The following is a 21,092-nucleotide window of genomic DNA, read 5'->3' as shown; positions in this document are numbered from 1 at the left end:
AAAACTTCTCCGTTCCCGAATGTATTACATTAAGGAAAAGGAGGAAGGGAGAAGACGACTATGGAACTTTTCGATCGTTTGGTAGGAGAGCAGTTAAAAACGATGGAGCAGCTCTTATTTTTACAATCAGAAATTGAACGGTGTCAGGCTCTTGAAGAAGAACTAATGGAATTGCAAAATGAAGCAAATCTGCAATCAGTTCAGGAGGAAATCCAACAGATGAAAGAGCAATTAAAGGAAATTCAGCAAATGTTTGAAAAACAAACAGAGGAAGTGATCCGGTCATATCGCCGTCAATATTGTCATGCAGGCGAGCCATCATAACAATTTGGTGGCTCTTTTGTTTTCAATTATATTGTGAATTATTTATAATAGAGAGAAGAAGTGCCCATATGAAAGTAGGGAAGAATATGACGATAGAATATCCTCGTGACGGACAAACGATACAAATTCACAGCTACAAACATAACGGTTCTATTCATCGGATTTGGAAAGAAACAGTAGTACTAAAAGGAACACCGAATTATATTATTGCCGCTAATGATCGTACGACGGTAACAGAGGCAGATGGGCGGACATGGACTACAAGGGAGCCGGCAATTTGTTTTTTTCATTCCAAGCATTGGTTTAATATTATTGGAATGATTCGTGAGGACGGCATTTACTATTATTGCAATTTAAGTTCGCCTTTTGTCTGGGACAAAGAAGCGCTTAAATACATTGACTATGACCTAGATGTAAAAGTTTTTCCAAATATGACGTATGTGATTTTGGATGAAGATGAATACGAACGTCATCGTTTCGAGATGAACTATCCAAGCGTAGTAGATCAAATTTTGAAAAACAACGTGCAAAAGCTGATTAGTTGGATTCATCAAAGAAAGGGACCGTTTGCGCCGGATTTTATTGATACTTGGTATGACAAATTTCTTTTTTATCGAAAATAACATGGGGTGATATGGAAAATAACCAAAAAGCCTGTTTGTATCTTTAACAACAGGTTTTTCTGCTTATGAACCTTCCCCACCTACACTTCGCTTAGAGGTGGGAGACTTCTCGGTGGATATGTTAAAGAGGATGATAGTAAACAATAGAGCTGATTTATAGGGGCTAGACACCAACCCTATAAATCAGCTTTATTTTTGTATGAACATGTTGATCGCTTTTTTATATTAAAGAAATAAAGAGGGGAAAAGTAGTTGTGTTATCTAAAAAAAGTAAAGTATGGCATATTTTTAAGCGAAATCTTGGTAATTTTAATACAAATAAAATTATATTCACTTTATTTGTATAATTTGGACTTTTTTTAATATTGAGTATTGTATTATCCTGCTATACATGGCATAATTTAAGTACAAATGTCAGAATTGTACTGCAATTCTTTTTTTAATTAAGCAGGGGAGTGACGATATGAGCAAACAACGGGTGTTGGAAGTGAAAGGACTGAAAACATCTTTTTTTACGGATGACGGAGAAATTCCTGCGGTTGATGATATCGATTTTTACATAGATGAGGGCGAAATTTTAGGAGTTGTTGGAGAGTCGGGATGCGGAAAAAGCGTCACATCGCTCTCGATTATGGGGCTATTGCCAAAGGGAATTGGCAAAGTTGTTGGCGGCGAAATTTTGTTTAGAGGGGAAAATCTCGTTCATGCGACAGAAAAGCGAATGAAAGAGATTCGCGGCAACGAAATCGCGATGATTTTCCAAGAACCGATGACATCTTTAAATCCACTGTTTACAATTGGCAACCAACTGATTGAAGCGATTCGCATACATACTGACCTGAATAAGAAGGAAGCTCGCCTTCGTGCGATCGAAATGTTAAAACTCGTTGGCCTTCCACGCGCTGAAGCCATCATTGATGAATATCCTCATCAACTATCAGGAGGAATGAGGCAGAGAGTCATGATTGCAATGGCGATGGCATGCCGACCGGCTGTTTTGATCGCCGATGAGCCAACAACTGCTCTAGATGTGACGATTCAGGCACAAATTTTAAAGCTGATGAAAGATTTAAACGAAAATTTCCGGACAGCGATCATGATGATTACCCACGATCTAGGAGTAGTGGCTGAAGTATGTCAGCGCGTTGTTGTAATGTATTCCGGTAAAATTGTCGAAGAAGGCGATGTGCACACGATTTTTAGGAGACCGAAACATCCTTATACAATTGGCTTAATTCAATCGGTACCGGATATTCGCGAGAAAAAAGAGCGGCTTTATTCGATTCCGGGCAACGTTCCAAAACCGGGGGCGATCACGCACGGATGCCGGTTTGCGGCGCGCTGTGAGCATGCGTTTGATCAATGTTTAAAAGAGACCCCACAACTGTACGATCTTGATGGCACAGGCCATCGCGTCCGCTGTTTTTTGCATCAAAGAGAGGAGGAGAGTAAAAGTGGCCGAGCCGTTGTTGCAGGTGAAAAGTCTTAAAAAATATTTCCCCATCACTGGCGGTATTTTTAGTAAAACGATCGGGGAGGTCAAAGCGGTTGACGACCTTACATTCACGGTATATAAAGGGGAGACGTTAGGAATTGTCGGGGAGAGTGGATGCGGGAAATCGACAACTGGCCGCATGCTCCTTCGTCTCATTGAACCGACGGAGGGCTCCATTATTTTTGAAAATCAAGAGATTACTAGTCTATCGAAAAGAGAATTGCGGAAAATTCGGCGGGATATGCAAATGGTGTTTCAAGATCCGTTCGCCTCGCTAAACCCGCGCCATACGGTGGAAAAAATATTAGAAGAGCCGCTGATCGTCCACGGTATTGGCTCAAAGCAAGAGCGGAAAAAGCGCGTGCAAGAAATGTTGGAGGTTGTAGGACTCGGAAGCTATCATGCCAAGCGCTATCCACATCAATTCAGCGGCGGGCAGCGGCAACGTATCGGGATCGCTCGAGCGCTGATGACGCAACCGAAGCTCATTATTGCCGACGAACCTGTTTCAGCGCTTGATGTGTCGATTCAAGCACAAGTATTAAATCTATTAGAAGATTTACAGAAAGAATTTGGACTGACATACATTTTTATTGCGCACGATCTAGGGGTTGTTCGACATATTAGCGATCGCGTCGGCGTAATGTATTTAGGCAGAATGGTTGAATTGGCTGACAGCGACGCTTTATATAAATCTCCTAAGCATCCGTATACGAAAGCATTATTATCTGCAGTCCCAATTCCAGATCCAGAATATAAGCAGGAGCGGCAGCTTTTAGCAGGGGATTTGCCGAGTCCGGCGAATCCACCAAAGGGGTGTGCTTTTCATACACGTTGCGGCGCCTGTATGGAGATTTGTAAAACAGAGCGACCGAAGCTTAAGGAAGTGGAAGCAGGTCATTACGTTGCTTGTCACCTTTATGAATAAAGCGGCAAGCAGCGAGTTTATACAACATTACATAAAAGGGGGAACACATTGTGAAGAAAAAGTCACTCACAGCATTGCTTGCATTTATGCTCGCATTGTCGATGGCGCTTGTCGGCTGTGGAAAATCAGAAAAGACAAGCGGCAGCGCAAAAGAAGGGACCGCGCAAAGCACGCTTGTGTATGGCCGCGGCGGGGATTCCGTCTCGCTTGATCCGGCGACGGTGACAGATGGTGAGTCTTTAAAAGTTACAAAAAATATTTTTGACACGTTGCTAGATTACAATGACAACGACACATCTATTAAGCCAGCATTGGCAGAGAAATGGGATATTTCAAAAGATGGCTTAACGTATACATTTAAATTGCGCAAGGGTGTCAAATTCCATGACGGAACTGATTTCAATGCAGAAGCAGTCGTATTTAACTTTGAGCGTTGGGCAAATGGCAATGCCGATAAATTTCCATATTACGGATCTATGTTTGGTGGATATAAAAACGATGAAAGCCATGTAATTAAAGAAGTGAAGGCGTTAGATGATTACACTGTTCAATTTGTTTTAAAACGTCCGCAAGCTCCGTTCTTGAAAAACCTTGCGATGCCGCCGTTTGCAATTGCAAGTCCAGCGGCAGTGAAAAAATATGGCGATAAATTTGGCGAAAATCCTGTTGGCACAGGTCCATTTGTTTTCAAAGAATGGAAGCGCAATGAGCGAATTGTGCTTGAAAAAAATAAAGATTATTGGATGAACGGATATCCGAAATTAAATCAATTGATTTTCGTATCGATTCCTGATAATTCTGCACGCTTAAATGCGTTGCTAAAAGGCGAGATCGATTTAATGGAAGATTTAAATCCGACAGACTTAAAACAACTTGAAGGAAAGAAAGATTTCCAAATTTTCAAACGCCCTTCAATGAACGTTGGCTATGTCGGCTTAACGGTGACGAGAGGCCCGCTTAAAAATAAGCTTGTCCGTCAGGCGCTAAACTACGCGGTGGACAAAAAGGCGATTATCGATGCGTTCTATGCAGGGCAGGCGGAACCAGCGAAAAACCCAATGCCTCCAAGCATTCCTGGCTATAACGATGCGATTCAAGATTATCCATTTGATTTAGAAAAAGCAAAACAACTTCTTGCGCAGGCTGGCTATCCGAACGGATTTGAAATGGAATTATGGGCGATGCCTGTTCCGCGTCCATACATGCCAGACGGGAAAAAAGTAGCGGAAGCGCTGCAAGCGAATTTCGCAAAAATCGGCGTCAAGGCGAAAATTGTTACGTATGAATGGGCGACTTACTTAGATAAAGCAGCTAAAGGAGAAGCAGATGCTTTCTTGCTCGGTTGGACAGGAGATAACGGCGATGCGGATAACTTCTTGTACGCATTGCTGGATAAAGACAGCATCGGCAGCAATAACTACACGTACTATTCAAATGACGAGCTTCACAAAATTTTAGTAGAAGCACAAACTGTAAGCGATGAAAACCAACGTAATGAACTCTACAAAAAAGCGCAAGAAATTATTAAAGACGATGCACCATGGATCCCGCTTGTGCACTCAACACCGTTGCTAGCTGGCAAAACGAACATTAAAGGCTTTAACCCGCATCCGACCGGTTCGGATAAATTTACGAAAGTAGAATTTCAATAAGTTTGTGTTGAGGGAGGGGGATTGCATCCTCTCCCTTTTTAAATTGCCATAGCTAAAAAACTTAGGTTGCAAAAATCGCTTAATAGGTAGACCAAAAAGTGAGGAAGGAGTGAGACAATGTTTGCTTATACGGTGCGAAGAGTGTTCATGGTCATCCCGGTTCTGTTAGGTATGTCGCTTGTGGTGTTTTTTATGATTCGCGCTATTCCGGGAAATCCAGCGCAAGTCATTTTAGGACAAAAGGCCACAAAAGAGGCGGTCGCAGCGTTAACACATAAATTAGGATTAGATCAACCGTGGTATGTGCAATACGTAAAATATTTAGGAGGCTTATTGCGAGGCGATTTAGGAGAATCGATTCGAACGGGCACAGCCGTATCTCATGAAATTTGGCCGTATTTAGCAGCGACGCTGGAGCTGTCGCTGGCAGCGATGTTCATCGCTGTTATCATCGGCGTCAATGCAGGAATTGTTAGTGCATGGTTTCAAAACTCGTGGTTTGATTATGCAGCGATGGTATTGGCACTGATCGGTGTATCGATGCCAATTTTTTGGCTCGGATTAATGGAACAATGGATATTCGCCATTCATTTAGATTGGCTGCCGACAGCAGGACGGGAAGAAGTACGAAATCCGATTGAACCAATTACCCATCTATACTTAATTGATACACTGTTACAAGGAAACACGGAACAATTTGTTGAAGTGCTACAACATTTGATTTTGCCAAGTGTTGCATTAGCGACGATTCCGATGGCCATCATTGCGAGAATTACCCGTTCGAGCATGTTGGAGGTCATGAAATCGGACTATGTGCGCACGGCGAGAGCCAAAGGGCTTAGCATGTTTTGGGTGGTGTACAAGCATTCGCTAAAAAACGCGATTATTCCGGTGTTGACAGTCATTGGATTACAGACAGGATTGTTATTAGGGGGAGCGATTTTAACGGAAACGATTTTCAGCTGGCCGGGAATTGGACGTTATATTTATGATGCGATCGGCTATCGCGATTATCCAGTCATTCAATCCGGTATTTTAGTGGTGGCAACTATTTTTATTTTTATTAACTTAATAGTTGATCTTCTTTACGCGGCGATTGATCCGCGCATTAAATACAACTGATGGGCCGAAGGGGGGAATAAAAATGGCTGAATTGGCTCGCAACCAAGCACCCGTATCCGTTAGGCAAGAAAAAGAAGAATCCGTCTCGCTTTGGAAAGAAGGCTGGCGCAGTTTTAAGAAAAATAAAATAGCTCTCGTTGGAACAGGGATTGTTTTGTTTTTTATCCTCTTGGCTATATTTGCGCCGCTCCTTGCACCGTATGGGATTAATGAACAAAATTTGTCCTTGCGCTTGCAAGCCCCGTCTAAAGAACATTTATTTGGTACGGATGACTTTGGCCGCGATATTTTGTCGCGTGTTATTTATGGGGCGAGAATTTCGCTTTGGGTCGGCTTTTTCTCTGTCTTAGGTTCAGTGATCGTCGGCTCTTTGCTCGGCATAGTGGCTGGCTACTATGGGCGGTGGATAGACGGCATTATTTCACGCATCTTTGATATTATGTTGGCGTTTCCTAGCATTTTGTTGGCCATCGGAATTGTAGCTGTACTAGGACCGTCGCTACAAAATGCCCTTATTGCAATTGCGGTTATTAATATTCCGAACTTCGGTCGCTTAATTCGCTCCCGGGTGTTAAGCATTAAACAAGAGGAATACATTATGGCCGCAAGAGCGATTGGGATGAGCGATGCCCGCATCTTATTCCATCATATTTTGCCAAACAGTATGGCACCGATTATTGTACAAGGAACGCTGGCGATTGCCACTGCCATTATTGAAGCGGCTGCTCTCGGTTTTCTCGGCTTAGGAGCGCAGCCGCCGAATCCAGAATGGGGAACGATGCTGGCGAGTTCCAAAGACTTTTTAACACAAGCACCGTGGACAATGGTGTTTCCAGGACTTGCGATTATGCTGACGGTACTAGGGTTTAACTTAATGGGGGACGGATTGCGCGATGCGCTCGATCCGCGCATGAAAAGTTAAAAAGAGAAAAAGAGACATCGATTCATTACAAATGGACGATGTCTCTTTTTTATTAATGGTGTTGCATAAGAAAGAGTCGCTTGCGTTGAACGCTCATCTATATCATTCTATGTCTCCTGACTGGAAAGCTGCAGCGACTCTTCATCTTTATGATATTGCTGGAAGCTTTCAATCAGTCTATCTAAATGTTCCAATTGCTCTCCATAACCAATGATCGTTCCGATTAATGAAAAAAGGTGATATTCGTTACCGTATTCATTATATTTATAAAACGCGTCGACAAGCCGCTGTTTTTCATGGCATGCCTCGCTCGCAATGGCTGATTCTTGCTGGAATTTTGCTTTTCCGATAAACTTTAGCAAAATTTGCTCATGATAATGCAGCAAGCAATCGAGCTGTGAACGCACAATTTGTTGAAACTCCGGCGGCATATGACACAGTTCGTTTTCGAGGCGATGCAGCGCTTTTAACGTATCAAACGCTCGATTTGTGGCTGTGATCATTTGCCGGTATAACACGAGTTTTCGCGATTTTTGATAGCGAGTTTTTTGCGAGTATATTCGTTCTTCTTTATACATTAAGTAAAGCTGGTCAAGCTTGATCATATTTTCTTTAAGCTTTTCAATGTCTTCCTTTACAGCCTGATACTCTGAGGCGTGTCTCGTATTCATGCGAATCCATTTTAAAATCGTTTCCGTGTTTTCAACAATGTTCGAGTACAGCTTTTTTTCATATTTTGGCGGCAAAAATATGCAGTTCACAATGAATGCAGCAAGTATGCCGAGCATAATGGTTGAAAAACGAATCAGAGCGAATTGAATAAAGTTCGTTTCTGTGTATTCCATGATGGCAATTACTGTAACTAAGGCAACGGAAATGGTAGATTCAAGCCGAAGTCGTAAGCAAAGTGCAATAACTAAAATGGCTGTCAATCCGATTATAAAAGGATTGTGACCAAATAACAGGACAAAAACAATCGCAAAAACAGCTCCGATCACGTTCGCTTGCAATTGTTCAATTAAAGATAAGTAAGAGCGATAAATTGTTGGCTGCATCGCAAAAACAGCCGATATACCTGCAAAGGATGGAGCAGGGAGATTCAAAATATTGGCTAAAACAAGCGCTAATGTAACAGCAATTCCCGTTTTAAAAATGCGGGCTCCGAGTTTCATAACACCTTTTTATCCTTCCTTTTTGTTTGGAAAATAATTATGAACAATTTAGTAATATACAAGGTTTATTAGAGGATATCAAGTAGGAAAACCACCCTCATTTTGAAAAAGAAAAGCAGCGGTATTATGTATATGCTGGACTATTTTTTTCATTCAGATATCTAGTCTAAGCATTGGGGCTGATAATGATTTAACCTCACCTTTAAACAAATTGTAAGTGAGAGAAGTTATGTAGATTGGATAAAGATACCTATGATTAAAACATGGTGTCTATTATGCTTTTATAAAATAAGAGAAATTCTTCCTTGAATTTGATTATAACTCGTTTATTCGGGAAAAGATGTGGGAAGAAACGACGCGAAAATTCAAGTGTTAGGTGATCGTATGGCTGTTGAAAACGTGAATTTAAAGAATCATTCAAATGATACAACTAGCTCCTCATACTTAGCTCGCAATCTATGGTCGGGCTTTCTGTTCGGCCTTGGTTTAGTCGCCTTTATCGATGAAGCTGTTTTCCATCAATTGTTGCATTGGCACCATTTTTATGACAAGTCCACGACTAGTATTGGATTAGTCTCAGATGGTTTGTTTCATGCTTTTAGTTGGTTTGCGACAGTCGGATCGCTATTTATGCTCGCAGATCTTCGCCGGCGAAACGCATTGCGGCTCACTAGATGGTGGGGAGGGGTGTTGCTCGGGGCAGGCATATTCCAGTTATACGATGGTACAATCCAGCATAAGCTGATGCGGTTGCATCAAATTCGTTACAATGTGCATATTCTTCCTTATGATTTGACATGGAATATTCTTGCGGTTGTTATGATTGTAGTTGGTGCAACCCTCATTATTCGCGCACGAAGTCAATCACAACTGCCAAGAGGGGAACGTTCATATGAACCTCAATAATTACGTTCATCACAGTAATGGAACCCATATTGATTATGCAAATGGGATGCTAGCGCAATTACTATTGGCATTGCCTTTTTTTCTGCTATTAGTTGTTTATATCTTCGCTGCATTTATATCTAGCCGCCGCCACAAACAATGGCCCATACATCGCACGATCTTCTGGGTGCTCGGAGTTCTCTGCGCAATTGCCGTAGTTATTGGTCCTCTAGCGAATCGTGCTCATATGGATTTTACAGCGCATATGATGGGTCATTTACTCCTTGGAATGCTTGCGCCGCTTCTTATGGCGTTAGCGGCACCTATGACTCTTGTTATGCGAACACTCAATGTGACTCTCGCACGGCGTCTTTCCAACGTGCTGAAGAGCTGGCCAGTTCGTATTTTGGGCGACCCTATTGTCGCATCTTGTCTCAATGTTGGAGGACTGTGGCTACTCTATACGACCGATTTGTACGCAATGATGCAACAAAACGTTCTCTTGCATGTATTGGTACACACACATGTGTTCCTTGCTGGATATGTTTTTACCGTGTCTATGATTTATGTTGATCCGATGCCGCACAGGTCTAGCTTCGTCTATCGTGCAATCGTGTTGATAGTTGCTTTGGCTGGCCACAGCATCTTATCCAAATACATCTATGCTCACCCGCCTAATGGCGTGCCTACAGAGCAGGCGGAAATGGGAGGGATGTTAATGTACTACGGCGGAGATGTGATCGATGCGGTTCTCATCTTCATACTCTGCTTTCAGTGGTTTAGAGCCACCCGACCTCGGGCCTCGCTAGCTATGGATCAGTGCTCAAAAGTCTCGAATTAATCAATGCTGATTTTTGTGATTGTATGGTACTACTTGCTGAAAGAGGAAAATAGACATTATGCTTCTTGCATATTTAGGATGCAATCATTATTCGATGCATATCAAATGTGGTTTTTATTGGGAGTACTATTCAATCAATAGATTCAATGAATCGAGTAAAAATGGGAACTCTTTATAGTTGGGGGCCCCCCGATTTATGGAATGATCAAAAAAAGGTACCCCGCAAGAAACGGGATACCTTTTGTAGGCAGCGGATGTAAATGATCATTCTGTTGAAACGGATGGATCGGCTTGCTCTTTTGCCGGGATGACTTGGAAGAAGTGGTCTTCCGGGTTTTCGAGTAAAAGCTTTAAGGACTCTGCTTCTTCATATTGCTCGTGTTCTACTAATAAAGCCATATATTTGGACAGCAATTCTTTCACATCGGCCTTTCCTCGCTCGTCGAGACGTTCAATGCGGACTTGTGCACCTTTCGCGATGCGGCGTTCAAGTGCTGCTTTCGTCAAGCCCATTTCCGGCTGATGGCGCAAATAGACGACTCCCCCAGTCATTCCAGCGCAAATCCATGGGCCTGGATCCCCTAGAACAAGTCCGCGCCCGTTTGTCATATACTCAAAGGCGAATCCTTTAATATTCGCTCGCGCACCGATATTGCCGTGCTCGTTCTCAGGAATTGGGACTGTGACTTGGCCGCCGATAATCATATCAGCACCTGACAGGCGAATGCCGGCGCGAGCATCCGCATTTCCTTGAGCCACTAACAATCCTTTTTGCGCTCCGTAGCCAAACCCTTTTCCGACCGCCCCGTTATAAAACTTTCCGTCTTTGCCTTTTGCTTTGAAAATGAGGATGCTGCCGCCAAAGGCTGTTTTTCCGATACCATCTTGGGCGCCGCCATCGACATGAATGTGAATGCCGTGGCTATTATAAGCGCCGAGGCCGTTTCCAGGGATGGAGCCGTTTTTGAAGCGCAACGTCACATTCGATAGCGTTTTATACGACCCGTCCAAGCGTCCGCGAACGCGATGGCAAGAAACACGGCTACCAAGAACGCGCTGTTCAGAAGTGACGGTTGAAAATTCGCGAGAGTGATGCAAATCTTCTACGCGATAATCGAGATATTCGGCCCCAGCAGCCACAAGCAACTGTGATTCTTCCAAGTTTGCAGCTGCTTCTTTTTGCCCGAGTTGCTCGATCCCAATTGTTTCGAGCAAGTATTTTAAATTCATTTGGTCAAGGCCCCTTGTTTGTTCCAATAAATCGGAGCGTCCAACAATGTCTTGCAGCCGCTCGTATCCGAGAGCAGCTGTTAGTGCTTTCAGTTCATTGCCAAACGCTGTGAACAAGTTGACAAGCCCCTGCACCGCCGCGTCAAATTGCCGCGGAACGAAGCGGCGCAGCCCATGTTCTTTCGCTTGTGCTTCTGATTCAATTTGTGTAGCGATTCCGACATGACACGTGTCTAAGTGGCAGCCGCGACATGTTGTACAGCCAATAGCGATCATCGAAAGCGTACCAAAGCCGATTCGGTTGGCGCCAAGCAGCATAACCTTGATGACATCAAGCGCGCTTTTAATGCCGCCATCCGCCCAAATTTCAACTTTATGCCGCAGCCCGGCTTCAAGAAGGGCATTGTGTGCCGCTTTAACGCCAATTTCGACCGGAAGACCGACGTGTTGCAATGCATGGATGCGCGCGGCTCCTGTTCCGCCATCGAAGCCGCTAAGAGTGATAATATCCGCTCCGGCTTTGGCGATTCCAACCGCAATTGTTCCGATATTTGGAACGACCGGCACCTTCACGGCGACTTTTGCTTGGTCGTTCGCTGTTTTAAGTTCCGCGATCATTTGCGCTAAATCTTCAATCGAATAAATATCATGATTATTCGATGGAGAGATTAAATCCGAACCAATTGTTGCATTGCGGGCTTCCGCAATTTTAGCAGTCACTTTCGAACCAGGGAGGTGACCGCCTTCGCCTGGCTTTGCTCCTTGGCCGATTTTGATTTCTAATAGATTAGAAGAGTTGAGCAATTCGACGTTGACGCCGAAACGACCGGAAGCGATTTGTTGGCCGCGCGTGCGCGGATATTTGCCGAGCATATCTTTAATTTCGCCGCCTTCGCCGTTTAAGCTGATCATATTTAGACGATCAGCTGCCTCAGCATAGGCTCGGAATGCTACTTCATTTTGCGAGCCGAACGACATCGATGCAATAACAAACGGCAAGCTATGGTCGCCGACACTGATATCCACTTTTTCAATAGGGATGTCTTTTTTTGCTTTCTTTAAATCGAGTAAATGGCGAATCGTCGTTGGTGTTTCCGTTTCTAATTCGGTTAATTTTTCCCGATAGCTGTCATATGAAGCTGTTTGAGCCACTTCTCCGATCGCTTTCCAAATGCGAGGGAAGAGATGAAATGTTTTCCCTGGCTTTGCATTTTCGTTTATATAATCTTTAGCACGAGCAATCGCATCTTCTTTTAAAGCAGCAAAATCGTACAATAGTGAATCGGAGCCGAAAAAGTTGACAACTTTGAGTACATCGGCTACTTCATCATGTAAACCGATCGAGGAGAACAATCGGCTATACCCTCGCAATTCATGAATGCCGATCGTTGAAATGACCTTTTCTAGTCCTTTATTGAGTGCGTTGAATAAATTAATAACCGGTTTAATAGAATCTTCTGACGCTACCGTCGCGAACATTAAATACGGGCTAATGACATTGGCGCCTAGTCCGTATGCGACAATGAAATCGTGAAGAGAGCGAATGGCACCGGAGCGAAGCAAAATAGAGCAGTCACGCCGTAAACCATTTTTCGTTAAGGACTGGTCGATCACTGATGTCACTAATAGCGGGTCAATCCATAAATTTCCGTTTTGATGTGCATCGGCATCATCGATCACCAGCAATGTTTTTCCTGATCGAACTGCTTCACATGCCTCAATGGACAGGCGATACAAAGCATCCCGTATGGTTTCATTTGCTGTGAAAGTTGCTGAGATAAAATGAACTAGTTTTTTGGTATCAAATGCATGAACAATTTGATCATATGAAGGATGATTTAGAATATCAGCGCATTCATATCCAAGTTTTCCCTCAATTAAAATTGGAGAAACGAGCTCTATTACATAGGACGGTTCTTGTGTTTCAAATAGCGGCGGTCGTTTGCCAATAACTGTTCGTGTCGAGAAATGCTCCGTTTCGCGATCGCGATCGATCGCTGGATTAGTGACAACAGCAACGCTTTCCTTAATAAAATCGGCGATATTTTTTCGATTTGGATTAATGGCGGCAAGAGGAGCGTCATGACCGAGCGAACGGATTGGCTCGGCTCCTTTTTCTGCCATCTGTTCGAGAAGCTGAATATGCTCACGATCCCAACCGAAAGCGGCATATTGTCCGTTATGGACTTTCGTTGGAGCTAGGGCCACCACATGCTTTTCTAAAGCAGGGGGATCTAGACGTTTACGAAAATTCGTGATATCGAATCGCTTTGAAAAACGTGTATATACCTCTTCCTGGAATTCGCCATATTCAAATACCCGAATCTGTTCATTATTGTTCCATTTCAAGCCAATTTTTTCCCCAGGTGCTAGCGGTTTTGGGTCTCCTGTATATTCGCTTGCAGGAATTATGCCTGGTTCAGACGAAAAAATGAAGCGATGTTCTGTTTCTAGCTTCCAAAGCGGCCGCAGTCCTAATGCATCAACACTAAAGACAGCTTCATCTCCATAGCGAGAAATAATGCCTGCGGGACCTTGGGCAAAATGTCCCCACGCTTCGCGGATGTATGCGTACAAATCTTGCAGGTGTCCCGGGTACGCTTTAATTTCATTAATAATCGGAGGGAATAGTATATCCATTGCTTCAAATAAGCTATATCCATGGCGACAAATAAGCGTTTCCATTGTACGGCTTAAATCTTGCGAGTCGCTCCCGCCATTAGTGAGAGGAACATCAATCATTGCCGCCTCATCGCGAAGTTTGGCGATAGTATTAATTTCTCCATTATGTCCCAAAACACTAAAAGGCTGTACGCGGAAAAAATTTGATAGCGTATTCGTTGAATAACGGTTGTGTCCCAATGTCATGGTGGAAGCAACGAGCGGATTCGCCAGATCGTGGTAATACTTTGGCAAAATATCTCCTGCTCCCATGACTTTATAAACAACATGGAAATTGCTCAAAGAAGCGACATGGACATTTTCATCTTGTTCAATTTCAATGAGCAGATTAAAAAGACGTTGAGCTAACTGAGCATCGTCAGAAGGCAAAAGAGCTACTTGCCAAAAAACAGGCTCTTGGCGCAAAGCGATCGGTCCTAGTGCGTGTGAAGACGTCACGCGATCGGATTCGAAAACGAGCAAGAAGCCAGACTGTTTAAATAATTGTTGAATAGTCATTTTTGTTTGTTCTACATTCGTGGAACGGCTAATAAAAATATGGCCGACGATAAAATTGCGATTGTTCGCAATTTCAGGGTTTTGACCAGCATTAGCTAACTTCTCCATCCAAAGGGTTCTTGGGATGTCGATGTGAATGCCGACCCCATCGCCTTCTCCGTTAATAAACCCAGCGCGATGATTCATTTTAACGAGCGCTTCAATGCAAGTCATGATATTTTCCCGCGTTGGGATGCGCCGTTTTTCAATAGCAGAAACAATGCCACAGGCATCGTGTTCTTCTTGATGAAAATCTCTAAAAAGGCTCGGATTCCAACGTTGTTTCATCCAGGTGGCTTAAAAGCGGAAAATCCCGCTTTTTGCCTTTCACCTCCTGATCACAATGTTCTATAACAAAAATATAAAATAACAGTCTGTAGATAAAAAATTTTCAGAATTTGTAGTTTATGTTATCATGTTCAAGAGGTGAAATCAATTATTTATTCACTTTTTTGGATATAGCATTCATTACCAATAATATACACAGAAAAACAATTGTAAGCGTTTCCAATATATTCTTCAAAACAACCAGAGAAGGATTCTCTGGTTGTTTGTATAATTATTCAACCGCGAGTGATTTAAATGCATTTTCTACGGCTTTGAGCGTATATTGAATATCCTCTTCTGTATGAGCGATGGTAATAAACCATGCTTCATATTTGGAAGGAGCAAGATTCACCCCTTGCTTCAGCATTAATTTGAAGAATTTGGCGAACATGTCTCCATCTGTCTGCTGCGCTTGTTCATAATTTTCTACTTTTTGCGTTGTGAAGTAGAGGGTGAGTGCTCCTTTTAGGCGATTAATCATAATTGGAATGCCGTATGTTTTCGCGTGGGTGAGAATGCCTTCTTCTAACATGGCTCCGAGTCGATCCAGATGCTCATAAACTCCTTTTTGCTGCAATACTTCTAAGCAGGCGATTCCCGCGAGAATAGAAGCAGGGTTTCCAGCCATTGTTCCCGCTTGATATGCTGGACCGAGCGGCGCGACTTGTTCCATAATGTCTTTGCGACCGCCGTATGCCCCGATTGGAAGACCGCCGCCAATAATCTTTCCGAGTGCAGTTAAATCGGGCTCGATACCTAATAAATTTTGCGCTCCTCCGTACATGAAGCGAAATGCCGTAATCACCTCGTCATAAATGACGAGCGCCCCCGCTTGATGAGCCACTTCATTAACCGCTTCAAGAAATCCAGGCTTTGGTTCAACGATGCCGAAGTTTCCGACAATCGGCTCAACGAGAACGGCTGCAATTTGCTCTCCCCATTTTTCCATCGCTTGTTTAAACGAATCGATATCGTTAAATGGGACTGTAATCACTTCTTGTGCAATGCTTTTCGGTATCCCGGCAGAGTCTGGCGTTCCTAGCGTGGAAGGGCCTGAACCGGCAGCGACGAGAACAAGGTCGGAATGTCCATGATAGCAGCCGGCAAATTTTAAAATTTTATCTCTTCCCGTGTAGGCGCGCGCAACGCGAATTGTCGTCATCACTGCTTCAGTTCCGGAATTGACAAAGCGTACCTTTTCTAATGAAGGAATGGCCTCTTTCAACATTTTGGCAAATGTAATTTCATAAGGAGTTGGTGTTCCGTATAACACCCCGTTTTCCGCAGCGCGCTGAATCGCTTTTGTAATATGCGGATGGGCGTGTCCTGTAATAATAGGTCCGTATGCTGCTAAGTAGTCAATGTATTTATTGCCATCCACGTCCCAAAAATAAGCGCCTTGTGCACGTTCCATCACGACAGGGGCACCTCCGCCGACCGCTTTATATGAGCGGGAAGGGCTGTTCACGCCGCCGACGATATGTTCAAGCGCTTCTTTATATAGTTGTTCAGATTTGGTAAATTGCATGCTTAAAGCCTCCTATGCAAGTTTTTTGCCGCTTTTTATTTTAGCATAAGCATATTTAGCGTGGCGGCCAACCCAATAAAAACTAGAAAAAAGTCTTTATTTATAGCCTTCTTGCCTTCAACAGCAGGAGCATGCTTGTCAACGGCTCTTATACTGCAAATGATTTGCGTCTCATCCATGTTTTGTTCGGAAGTGCGGAAAAAAGTTTGCATTTCTTCCTATTTGGTAAGCTTTTGGTAAGCTGATATGCCTGCATATGTCTGTTGGAGTAAAATAATGGAATATCGTCATGGTATAAGCATACAATTTGTTTCCCATTTTCACTTTCGCTAAACTATGCTTATGTGGAGGTAGAACAAGATGGTTAATGCAATCGAAGTAGAAAAACTGCGAAAAGAATTCAAATCTTACTCTAGCCGTTCCGGTTTAATGGGGGCGTTTCGTGACTTGTTCACGAGAAACTATAAAACGATTCGTGCGGTCAACGATATTTCATTTACCGTTAAGCAAGGAGAGATGGTCGGATATATCGGTGAAAATGGTGCAGGAAAATCAACGACTATAAAAATGCTGACGGGGATTTTAACGCCGACTTCAGGGAAAGTGCTCGTAAATGGAATGAATCCGCATAAAGAGCGAGAAACGTTTGTACAAACGATCGGCGTTGTATTTGGACAACGATCGCAACTATGGTGGGATATTGCGGTGCAAGAGTCATTCCGCTTGCTAAAAAAAGTGTATCGTGTATCCGATCAGGATTATAAAGAGCACATGGGGCATGTCATTGAAACATTGGATATTGGCCCGCTTTTAGACAAACCAGTTCGTAAATTGTCGCTCGGCCAGCGGATGCGCTGTGAGCTCGCCGCCGCTCTTATTCATAATCCGCCGCTTTTATTTTTGGATGAGCCGACAATTGGGTTAGATGTGCTAGTTAAACTAAAAATCCGTGAGTTTTTAAAAGAGATTAATCAAAAATACAATACAACAATCTTGCTAACAACACACGATATTTCTGATATCGAAGCGCTATGCGAACGCGTCATTATGCTCGATGAAGGAAAAATTATTTATGACGGATCGCTTCAGCATTTAAAGGAAAATTGGGGCGAGGGAAAACAAATTCAGTTTACTTTTTCTAAAGAGGTAACAGATGGGGAATTAGGCGCTCTTACTAGCGATTTGCAAGTAGAATGGCGTAAAGGGGAGCAAGCGAACAGTTGGGTTGCTCATGTCGCGCCAGCATCTATATCGGATGTAATTAATCGCGTTGTGACTCGTTACGAAATTCAGGATATCAACATCCACGAAATTGCGACGGAAGAAATTATTCGTAACATTTACGAAGAAGGTGCTGTGCATGGATAAATATATGGAGATGATCCGCATTCGTTTTTTAATGATGCTTGCTTACCGAACGAATTACTATACCGGCATCCTGATTTACTGTATTAATATCGGAGCTTATTACTTTCTTTGGTCAGCTATTTATAGCGGAAAATCGTCAATTCAAGGGATGTCGATCGAACAAATGACGACATATGTGGCGGTTTCATGGATGGCGCGGGCATTTTATTTTAATAACATTGATCGCGAAATCGCAATGGAGATTAAAGAAGGAAAAGTGGCAACCGAACTGATTCGTCCTTATAGCTATTTAGGCATGAAAACAATGCAAGGATTGGGAGAGGGAATTTTCCGCTTATTGTTTCTTTCTCTCCCTGGTGTTGTGGTTACAGCCCTTCTTTTTCCGCTCCATTTTTCAATGAATATTACAACATGGATGTATTTTATACTATCCATTACGCTGAGTTTTATCATTAACTCTGAGTTGAATTTGCTGGCAGGGGTCGTGACGTTTTTTACTTTGAACAATGAAGGATTATTGCGTGCGAAACGGTTTATTATTGATTTGTTTTCTGGCTTGATTTTGCCGATTAGCTTTTATCCTGATTGGGCACAGCAGGCAATGAAATATTTTCCGTTTCAAGGAATTAGTTATATCCCGAGTATGATTTTTACCGAAAGCTTTCAAGGGCAAGCGATTATAAATGGACTAATGTTTCAACTCATTTGGAGCGTCATTTTATTAATCCCGATTCAAGTTTTGTGGAAGCTCGCTAAAAAGCAGCTTGTTATTCAAGGGGGATGAGAGCGTGTTTTATGTCTCTGTCTTTTTTCAATATATGGGGCAATATATGAAAACGAAATTGCAATATCGGGCTGATTTGTTTGTCGAGTTTATTTCAGATTTGATGTTTCAGGCGGTCAATTTAATTTTTATTCTTGTTATTTTTGGTCATACGAGTCTACTGCACGGGTGGACAAGGGATGAAATGATTTTTATTTATGGCTTTTTTTTAGTGCCGTTTGCGCTATTCGGTGCCTTTTTTAACATTTGGGATTTTAATGAGCGGTACATTGTGCGCGGGGAGTTGGATCGTGTTTTAACGCGTCCGGTCCATAGCTTGTTCCAAATCGTGTTAGAACGAATGGAGCTCGAGTCGCTGCTCGGCGGGGTAACAGGAATCATAATCATGATGTATGCAGGCTCACGTCTGCATTTAGAGCTCCACTGGTATGATTTATTTGTTTTTATTTTGTTTGTTGTAGGCGGCATGCTTGTGTACGCCGGCGTTTTTATTTCTCTAGCGACGGTCAGTTTTTGGTCGGATGCTAGAAGCTCTATCATGCCAATGATGTATAACATTAGTAACTATGGTCGTTATCCGATTGATATTTATAATCGCGTGATTCGCTATGTACTAACGTGGGTGCTTCCGTTTGCCTTTGTAGGGGTGTATCCATCCGCTTATTTTCTAGGTAAGAAGGAATGGTATATTTATTCGTTTCTGACTCCCGTTGTAGGTATTGTTTTTTTCGTGCTGGCTGTTTTTTTGTGGAACGCAGGTGTTAAACGTTACCGGGGAGCAGGAAATTAAAAAGGCAGGAAGGTAAGGTTCCTGCCTTTTTACGTACAAAGAGAAAATAGTATAGTCAATAACTCATGCCGTAAAAGCGCTGAATGGTGATTTGCATTTGTTGACTACACAAAATGCGCATGCATCTATTTTCAAACAAATTGTGCGTGAACAGAGAACATCATATTTAGATGTGACCATATGAACCTCCCCACCTACACTTCGCTTAGAGGTGGGAGACTTCTCGACGGATTATGTTAAACTTGTATGTCTCGGTCTTTTCTTATTTGCTAGTGGTTAAGTCAATTTTGTGGATTATACTTGCATTTTTGTACATATCATTAAAGCAAGCGGTAGAAGTATAAGTACAAAATTCACAATATGCGCCTTTTGTTTTTCATATGTATCGCTGCAAATGAGGTGGTGGCACTGCTGCTAGTAGGACTAGTTGTGATTGTTATGTTAGCCAGTATTATTTCATTTTGGACGACACAGACGAGAGGGAGACAATATATCTCAATTGAGAATCTTTTTACACTGATGCTACTTTATTTAACAATGATGATTGGATTTGGATTAATATATGCATGGATGGAAATGAATGGATACGAAGCGTTTGTTAAAAGCTTAGGTCGTACTAATGGGGAATTTGTACATATTTTACACGACAGTCTATATTTTAGTGCAATTACGCTATTATCGGTGGGTTACGGTGATATTATTCCAATCGGGACGGGGCGATGGATTGCTATGCTCGAAGCTTTACTTGGATATATTATTCCGGCTGCTTTTGTTGCCCGGTTTGTGATGGATTCGAACGAAAAGTGAACGTTGCAATTGTTTTTTCTTTTCGTTACGCTAAAGTCAGGAATTTGAATGTTGGAGGGAAAGAAATGTCTATTGAAGTTGGACAACTTGCGCCTGATTTTACATTGTTGGCTAGCAATGGAGAAATGGTCTCACTTTCTGATTTTCGCGGAAAATATGTCATATTGTATTTTTACCCGAAGGACATGACACCGGGCTGTACAACGGAAGCATGTGATTTCCGAGATTATCATGCTCGATTTAGCGATTTAAATGTGGTCATTTTAGGAGTAAGCACAGACCCGATAGAAAGACATCAAAAATTTATCGAGAAATACGAACTTCCATTTTTATTGTTGTCCGATACCGAGCATGAAGTGGCAGAAAAATATGGAGTTTGGAAGTTGAAGAAAAATTTTGGGAAAGAATATATGGGAATTGAACGTTCTACTTTTGTAATCGATAAAGAAGGAAAACTTTTAAAAGAGTGGCGTAATGTTAAAGTAAAAGGTCATGTGGAAGAAGCGCTGGAATATATAAATAATTTTGTGAATGCTAGGTAAACGTCTATGCAAAAATAATGAAAATGGAATATGTTGATGATGTAGGGCATACCTCCTCAAATGCAATAAGTTTCGTGCGGAAAATCATTCCGCACGTTTTTTATGTAAAAAAATCGAGTAAAATCATATATTAATGATAGGGAATATTGACAAAATGTATAAAATAAAGGTAGACTAATTATAAAAATTATAAAGTAATAATGATGATGTATAAAATTTTGTGTAAAGCATTTTACTAGAGCAAAATAAAAAAGGTAGGGTATTCTCTGATTGAACCCAAACATTCCAGAGAAAGGAGAACCCTACCTATGTCTAAAAGTATACCGAATGTCGACTGGGCAAATCAACTGGAAAGTGTCATTCGTCAGTTTATAAAGGAAAAATTAGAACTGATCATGCGGGAAGAAATTAAAAATTTCCTCGAAATGGAACAAGCCGGAACGTCGAATATGAGAAACGGCTACTATCAACGAAATTTAGATACGCAATATGGCCGGATTGAGGGTCTTTTGGTCCCTAGAGACCGAAACGGA

Annotated in this window: 18 protein-coding genes; 15 read left to right on the top strand and 3 right to left on the bottom strand. The window is 42.3% G+C overall.

Going from position 1 to position 21,092, the window contains the following annotated elements; all coding sequences use genetic code 11:
- Positions 1-60 precede the first annotated feature (60 nt).
- From N667_RS0117475 to N667_RS0117445, 7 genes are all read left to right on the top strand, one after another.
- The gene (locus tag N667_RS0117475) at positions 61-324 is read left to right on the top strand and encodes a YgaB family protein (protein WP_027410689.1); all 264 of its coding nucleotides are present in this window, start codon (positions 61-63) and stop codon (positions 322-324) included.
- Positions 325-410: 86 nt separating this feature from the next.
- Positions 411-947 carry a DUF402 domain-containing protein gene (locus tag N667_RS0117470; RefSeq protein ID WP_027410688.1) on the top strand — a complete coding sequence of 179 codons (537 nt, stop codon included), beginning with the start codon at positions 411-413 and terminating at the stop codon, positions 945-947.
- A 463-nt stretch (positions 948-1,410) separates the two neighbouring features.
- Entirely contained in the window at positions 1,411-2,436 is a 1,026-nt protein-coding gene (locus N667_RS0117465; protein WP_027410687.1) for an ABC transporter ATP-binding protein, read from the top strand.
- A complete protein-coding gene (locus N667_RS0117460) occupies positions 2,402-3,370 on the top strand; it encodes an ABC transporter ATP-binding protein (protein WP_027410686.1) in 969 nt (322 codons plus the stop codon). The genes N667_RS0117465 and N667_RS0117460 overlap by 35 nt, the downstream gene beginning before the upstream one ends.
- 50 nt (positions 3,371-3,420) lie before the next feature.
- A complete protein-coding gene (locus N667_RS0117455; protein WP_027410685.1) occupies positions 3,421-5,022 on the top strand; it encodes an ABC transporter substrate-binding protein in 1,602 nt (533 codons plus the stop codon).
- Between the two features lie 117 nt (positions 5,023-5,139).
- Positions 5,140-6,144, top strand: a complete 1,005-nt coding sequence (locus N667_RS0117450; protein WP_027410684.1) for an ABC transporter permease — start codon at positions 5,140-5,142, stop codon at positions 6,142-6,144.
- A 22-nt stretch (positions 6,145-6,166) separates the two neighbouring features.
- Positions 6,167-7,066: an ABC transporter permease gene (locus tag N667_RS0117445; RefSeq protein WP_027410683.1), complete on the top strand. Its 900-nt coding sequence runs from the start codon at positions 6,167-6,169 to the stop codon at positions 7,064-7,066.
- A gap of 107 nt (positions 7,067-7,173) precedes the next feature.
- Here the strand turns inward: N667_RS0117445 and N667_RS0117440 are convergent, their stop codons facing one another.
- Positions 7,174-8,238 carry an FUSC family protein gene (locus N667_RS0117440; protein ID WP_027410682.1) on the bottom strand — a complete coding sequence of 355 codons (1,065 nt, stop codon included), beginning with the start codon at positions 8,236-8,238 and terminating at the stop codon, positions 7,174-7,176.
- Positions 8,239-8,622: 384 nt separating this feature from the next.
- Between N667_RS0117440 and N667_RS0117435 the strand changes: the two genes are divergently transcribed.
- Together N667_RS0117435 and N667_RS0117430 are read left to right on the top strand one after the other, a co-directional pair.
- Positions 8,623-9,144 (top strand): DUF2243 domain-containing protein, encoded by a 522-nt coding sequence (locus tag N667_RS0117435; RefSeq protein WP_027410681.1) that lies wholly within the window; start codon positions 8,623-8,625, stop codon positions 9,142-9,144.
- Entirely contained in the window at positions 9,131-9,964 is an 834-nt protein-coding gene (locus N667_RS0117430) for a cytochrome c oxidase assembly protein (protein WP_027410680.1), read from the top strand. Before N667_RS0117435 ends, N667_RS0117430 begins: the two co-directional genes overlap by 14 nt.
- Before the next feature lie 264 nt (positions 9,965-10,228).
- Here N667_RS0117430 and N667_RS0117425 read toward each other — a convergent pair whose 3' ends face one another.
- Both N667_RS0117425 and N667_RS0117420 read right to left on the bottom strand, forming a co-directional pair.
- The gene (locus tag N667_RS0117425; protein ID WP_027410679.1) at positions 10,229-14,701 is read right to left on the bottom strand and encodes a glutamate synthase-related protein; all 4,473 of its coding nucleotides are present in this window, start codon (positions 14,699-14,701) and stop codon (positions 10,229-10,231) included.
- Between the two features lie 271 nt (positions 14,702-14,972).
- Positions 14,973-16,268: a glutamate-1-semialdehyde 2,1-aminomutase gene (locus N667_RS0117420; protein ID WP_027410678.1), complete on the bottom strand. Its 1,296-nt coding sequence runs from the start codon at positions 16,266-16,268 to the stop codon at positions 14,973-14,975.
- Between the two features lie 360 nt (positions 16,269-16,628).
- Between N667_RS0117420 and N667_RS0117410 the strand changes: the two genes are divergently transcribed.
- The 6 genes from N667_RS0117410 to N667_RS18990 form a co-directional block, all read left to right on the top strand.
- Positions 16,629-17,636: an ATP-binding cassette domain-containing protein gene (locus tag N667_RS0117410; RefSeq protein ID WP_027410677.1), complete on the top strand. Its 1,008-nt coding sequence runs from the start codon at positions 16,629-16,631 to the stop codon at positions 17,634-17,636.
- Positions 17,629-18,420 (top strand): ABC transporter permease, encoded by a 792-nt coding sequence (locus N667_RS0117405; RefSeq protein WP_027410676.1) that lies wholly within the window; start codon positions 17,629-17,631, stop codon positions 18,418-18,420. Before N667_RS0117410 ends, N667_RS0117405 begins: the two co-directional genes overlap by 8 nt.
- Before the next feature lie 4 nt (positions 18,421-18,424).
- Positions 18,425-19,210 (top strand): ABC transporter permease, encoded by a 786-nt coding sequence (locus N667_RS0117400; protein WP_027410675.1) that lies wholly within the window; start codon positions 18,425-18,427, stop codon positions 19,208-19,210.
- Positions 19,211-19,612: 402 nt separating this feature from the next.
- Positions 19,613-20,017, top strand: coding sequence for a potassium channel family protein (locus N667_RS0117395; RefSeq protein WP_035099318.1), 405 nt, complete (start codon positions 19,613-19,615; stop codon positions 20,015-20,017).
- 65 nt (positions 20,018-20,082) lie between these two features.
- The gene (gene bcp, locus N667_RS0117390) at positions 20,083-20,559 is read left to right on the top strand and encodes a thioredoxin-dependent thiol peroxidase (protein WP_027410673.1); all 477 of its coding nucleotides are present in this window, start codon (positions 20,083-20,085) and stop codon (positions 20,557-20,559) included.
- A gap of 308 nt (positions 20,560-20,867) precedes the next feature.
- A partial coding sequence (locus N667_RS18990) for a transposase (protein ID WP_035099271.1) occupies positions 20,868-21,092 on the top strand: 225 nt, incomplete at its 3' end.

Source organism: Anoxybacillus tepidamans PS2 (assembly GCF_000620165.1).
In the GTDB taxonomy this organism is placed as follows: Bacteria; Bacillota; Bacilli; order Bacillales; family Anoxybacillaceae; genus Anoxybacteroides; species Anoxybacteroides tepidamans_A.
The sequence above is the reverse complement of the archived record's forward strand: the minus strand, read 5'-3'. Positions and strand labels throughout refer to the sequence as shown.

Bases quoted from the DNA above. Each gene is read 5' to 3' on its own strand.
- N667_RS0117475 (WP_027410689.1), top strand. From the start codon at position 61: ATGGAACTTTTCGATCGTTTGGTAGGAGAGCAGTTAAAAACGATGGAG.
- N667_RS0117470 (WP_027410688.1), top strand. From the start codon at position 411: ATGACGATAGAATATCCTCGTGACGGACAAACGATACAAATTCACAGC.
- N667_RS0117465 (WP_027410687.1), top strand. From the start codon at position 1,411: ATGAGCAAACAACGGGTGTTGGAAGTGAAAGGACTGAAAACATCTTTT.
- N667_RS0117450 (WP_027410684.1), top strand. From the start codon at position 5,140: ATGTTTGCTTATACGGTGCGAAGAGTGTTCATGGTCATCCCGGTTCTG.
- N667_RS0117445 (WP_027410683.1), top strand. From the start codon at position 6,167: ATGGCTGAATTGGCTCGCAACCAAGCACCCGTATCCGTTAGGCAAGAA.
- N667_RS0117440 (WP_027410682.1), bottom strand. From the start codon at position 8,238: ATGAAACTCGGAGCCCGCATTTTTAAAACGGGAATTGCTGTTACATTA.
- N667_RS0117435 (WP_027410681.1), top strand. From the start codon at position 8,623: ATGGCTGTTGAAAACGTGAATTTAAAGAATCATTCAAATGATACAACT.
- N667_RS0117430 (WP_027410680.1), top strand. From the start codon at position 9,131: ATGAACCTCAATAATTACGTTCATCACAGTAATGGAACCCATATTGAT.
- N667_RS0117425 (WP_027410679.1), bottom strand. From the start codon at position 14,701: ATGAAACAACGTTGGAATCCGAGCCTTTTTAGAGATTTTCATCAAGAA.
- N667_RS0117420 (WP_027410678.1), bottom strand. From the start codon at position 16,268: ATGCAATTTACCAAATCTGAACAACTATATAAAGAAGCGCTTGAACAT.
- N667_RS0117410 (WP_027410677.1), top strand. From the start codon at position 16,629: ATGGTTAATGCAATCGAAGTAGAAAAACTGCGAAAAGAATTCAAATCT.
- N667_RS0117405 (WP_027410676.1), top strand. From the start codon at position 17,629: ATGGATAAATATATGGAGATGATCCGCATTCGTTTTTTAATGATGCTT.
- bcp (WP_027410673.1), top strand. From the start codon at position 20,083: ATGTCTATTGAAGTTGGACAACTTGCGCCTGATTTTACATTGTTGGCT.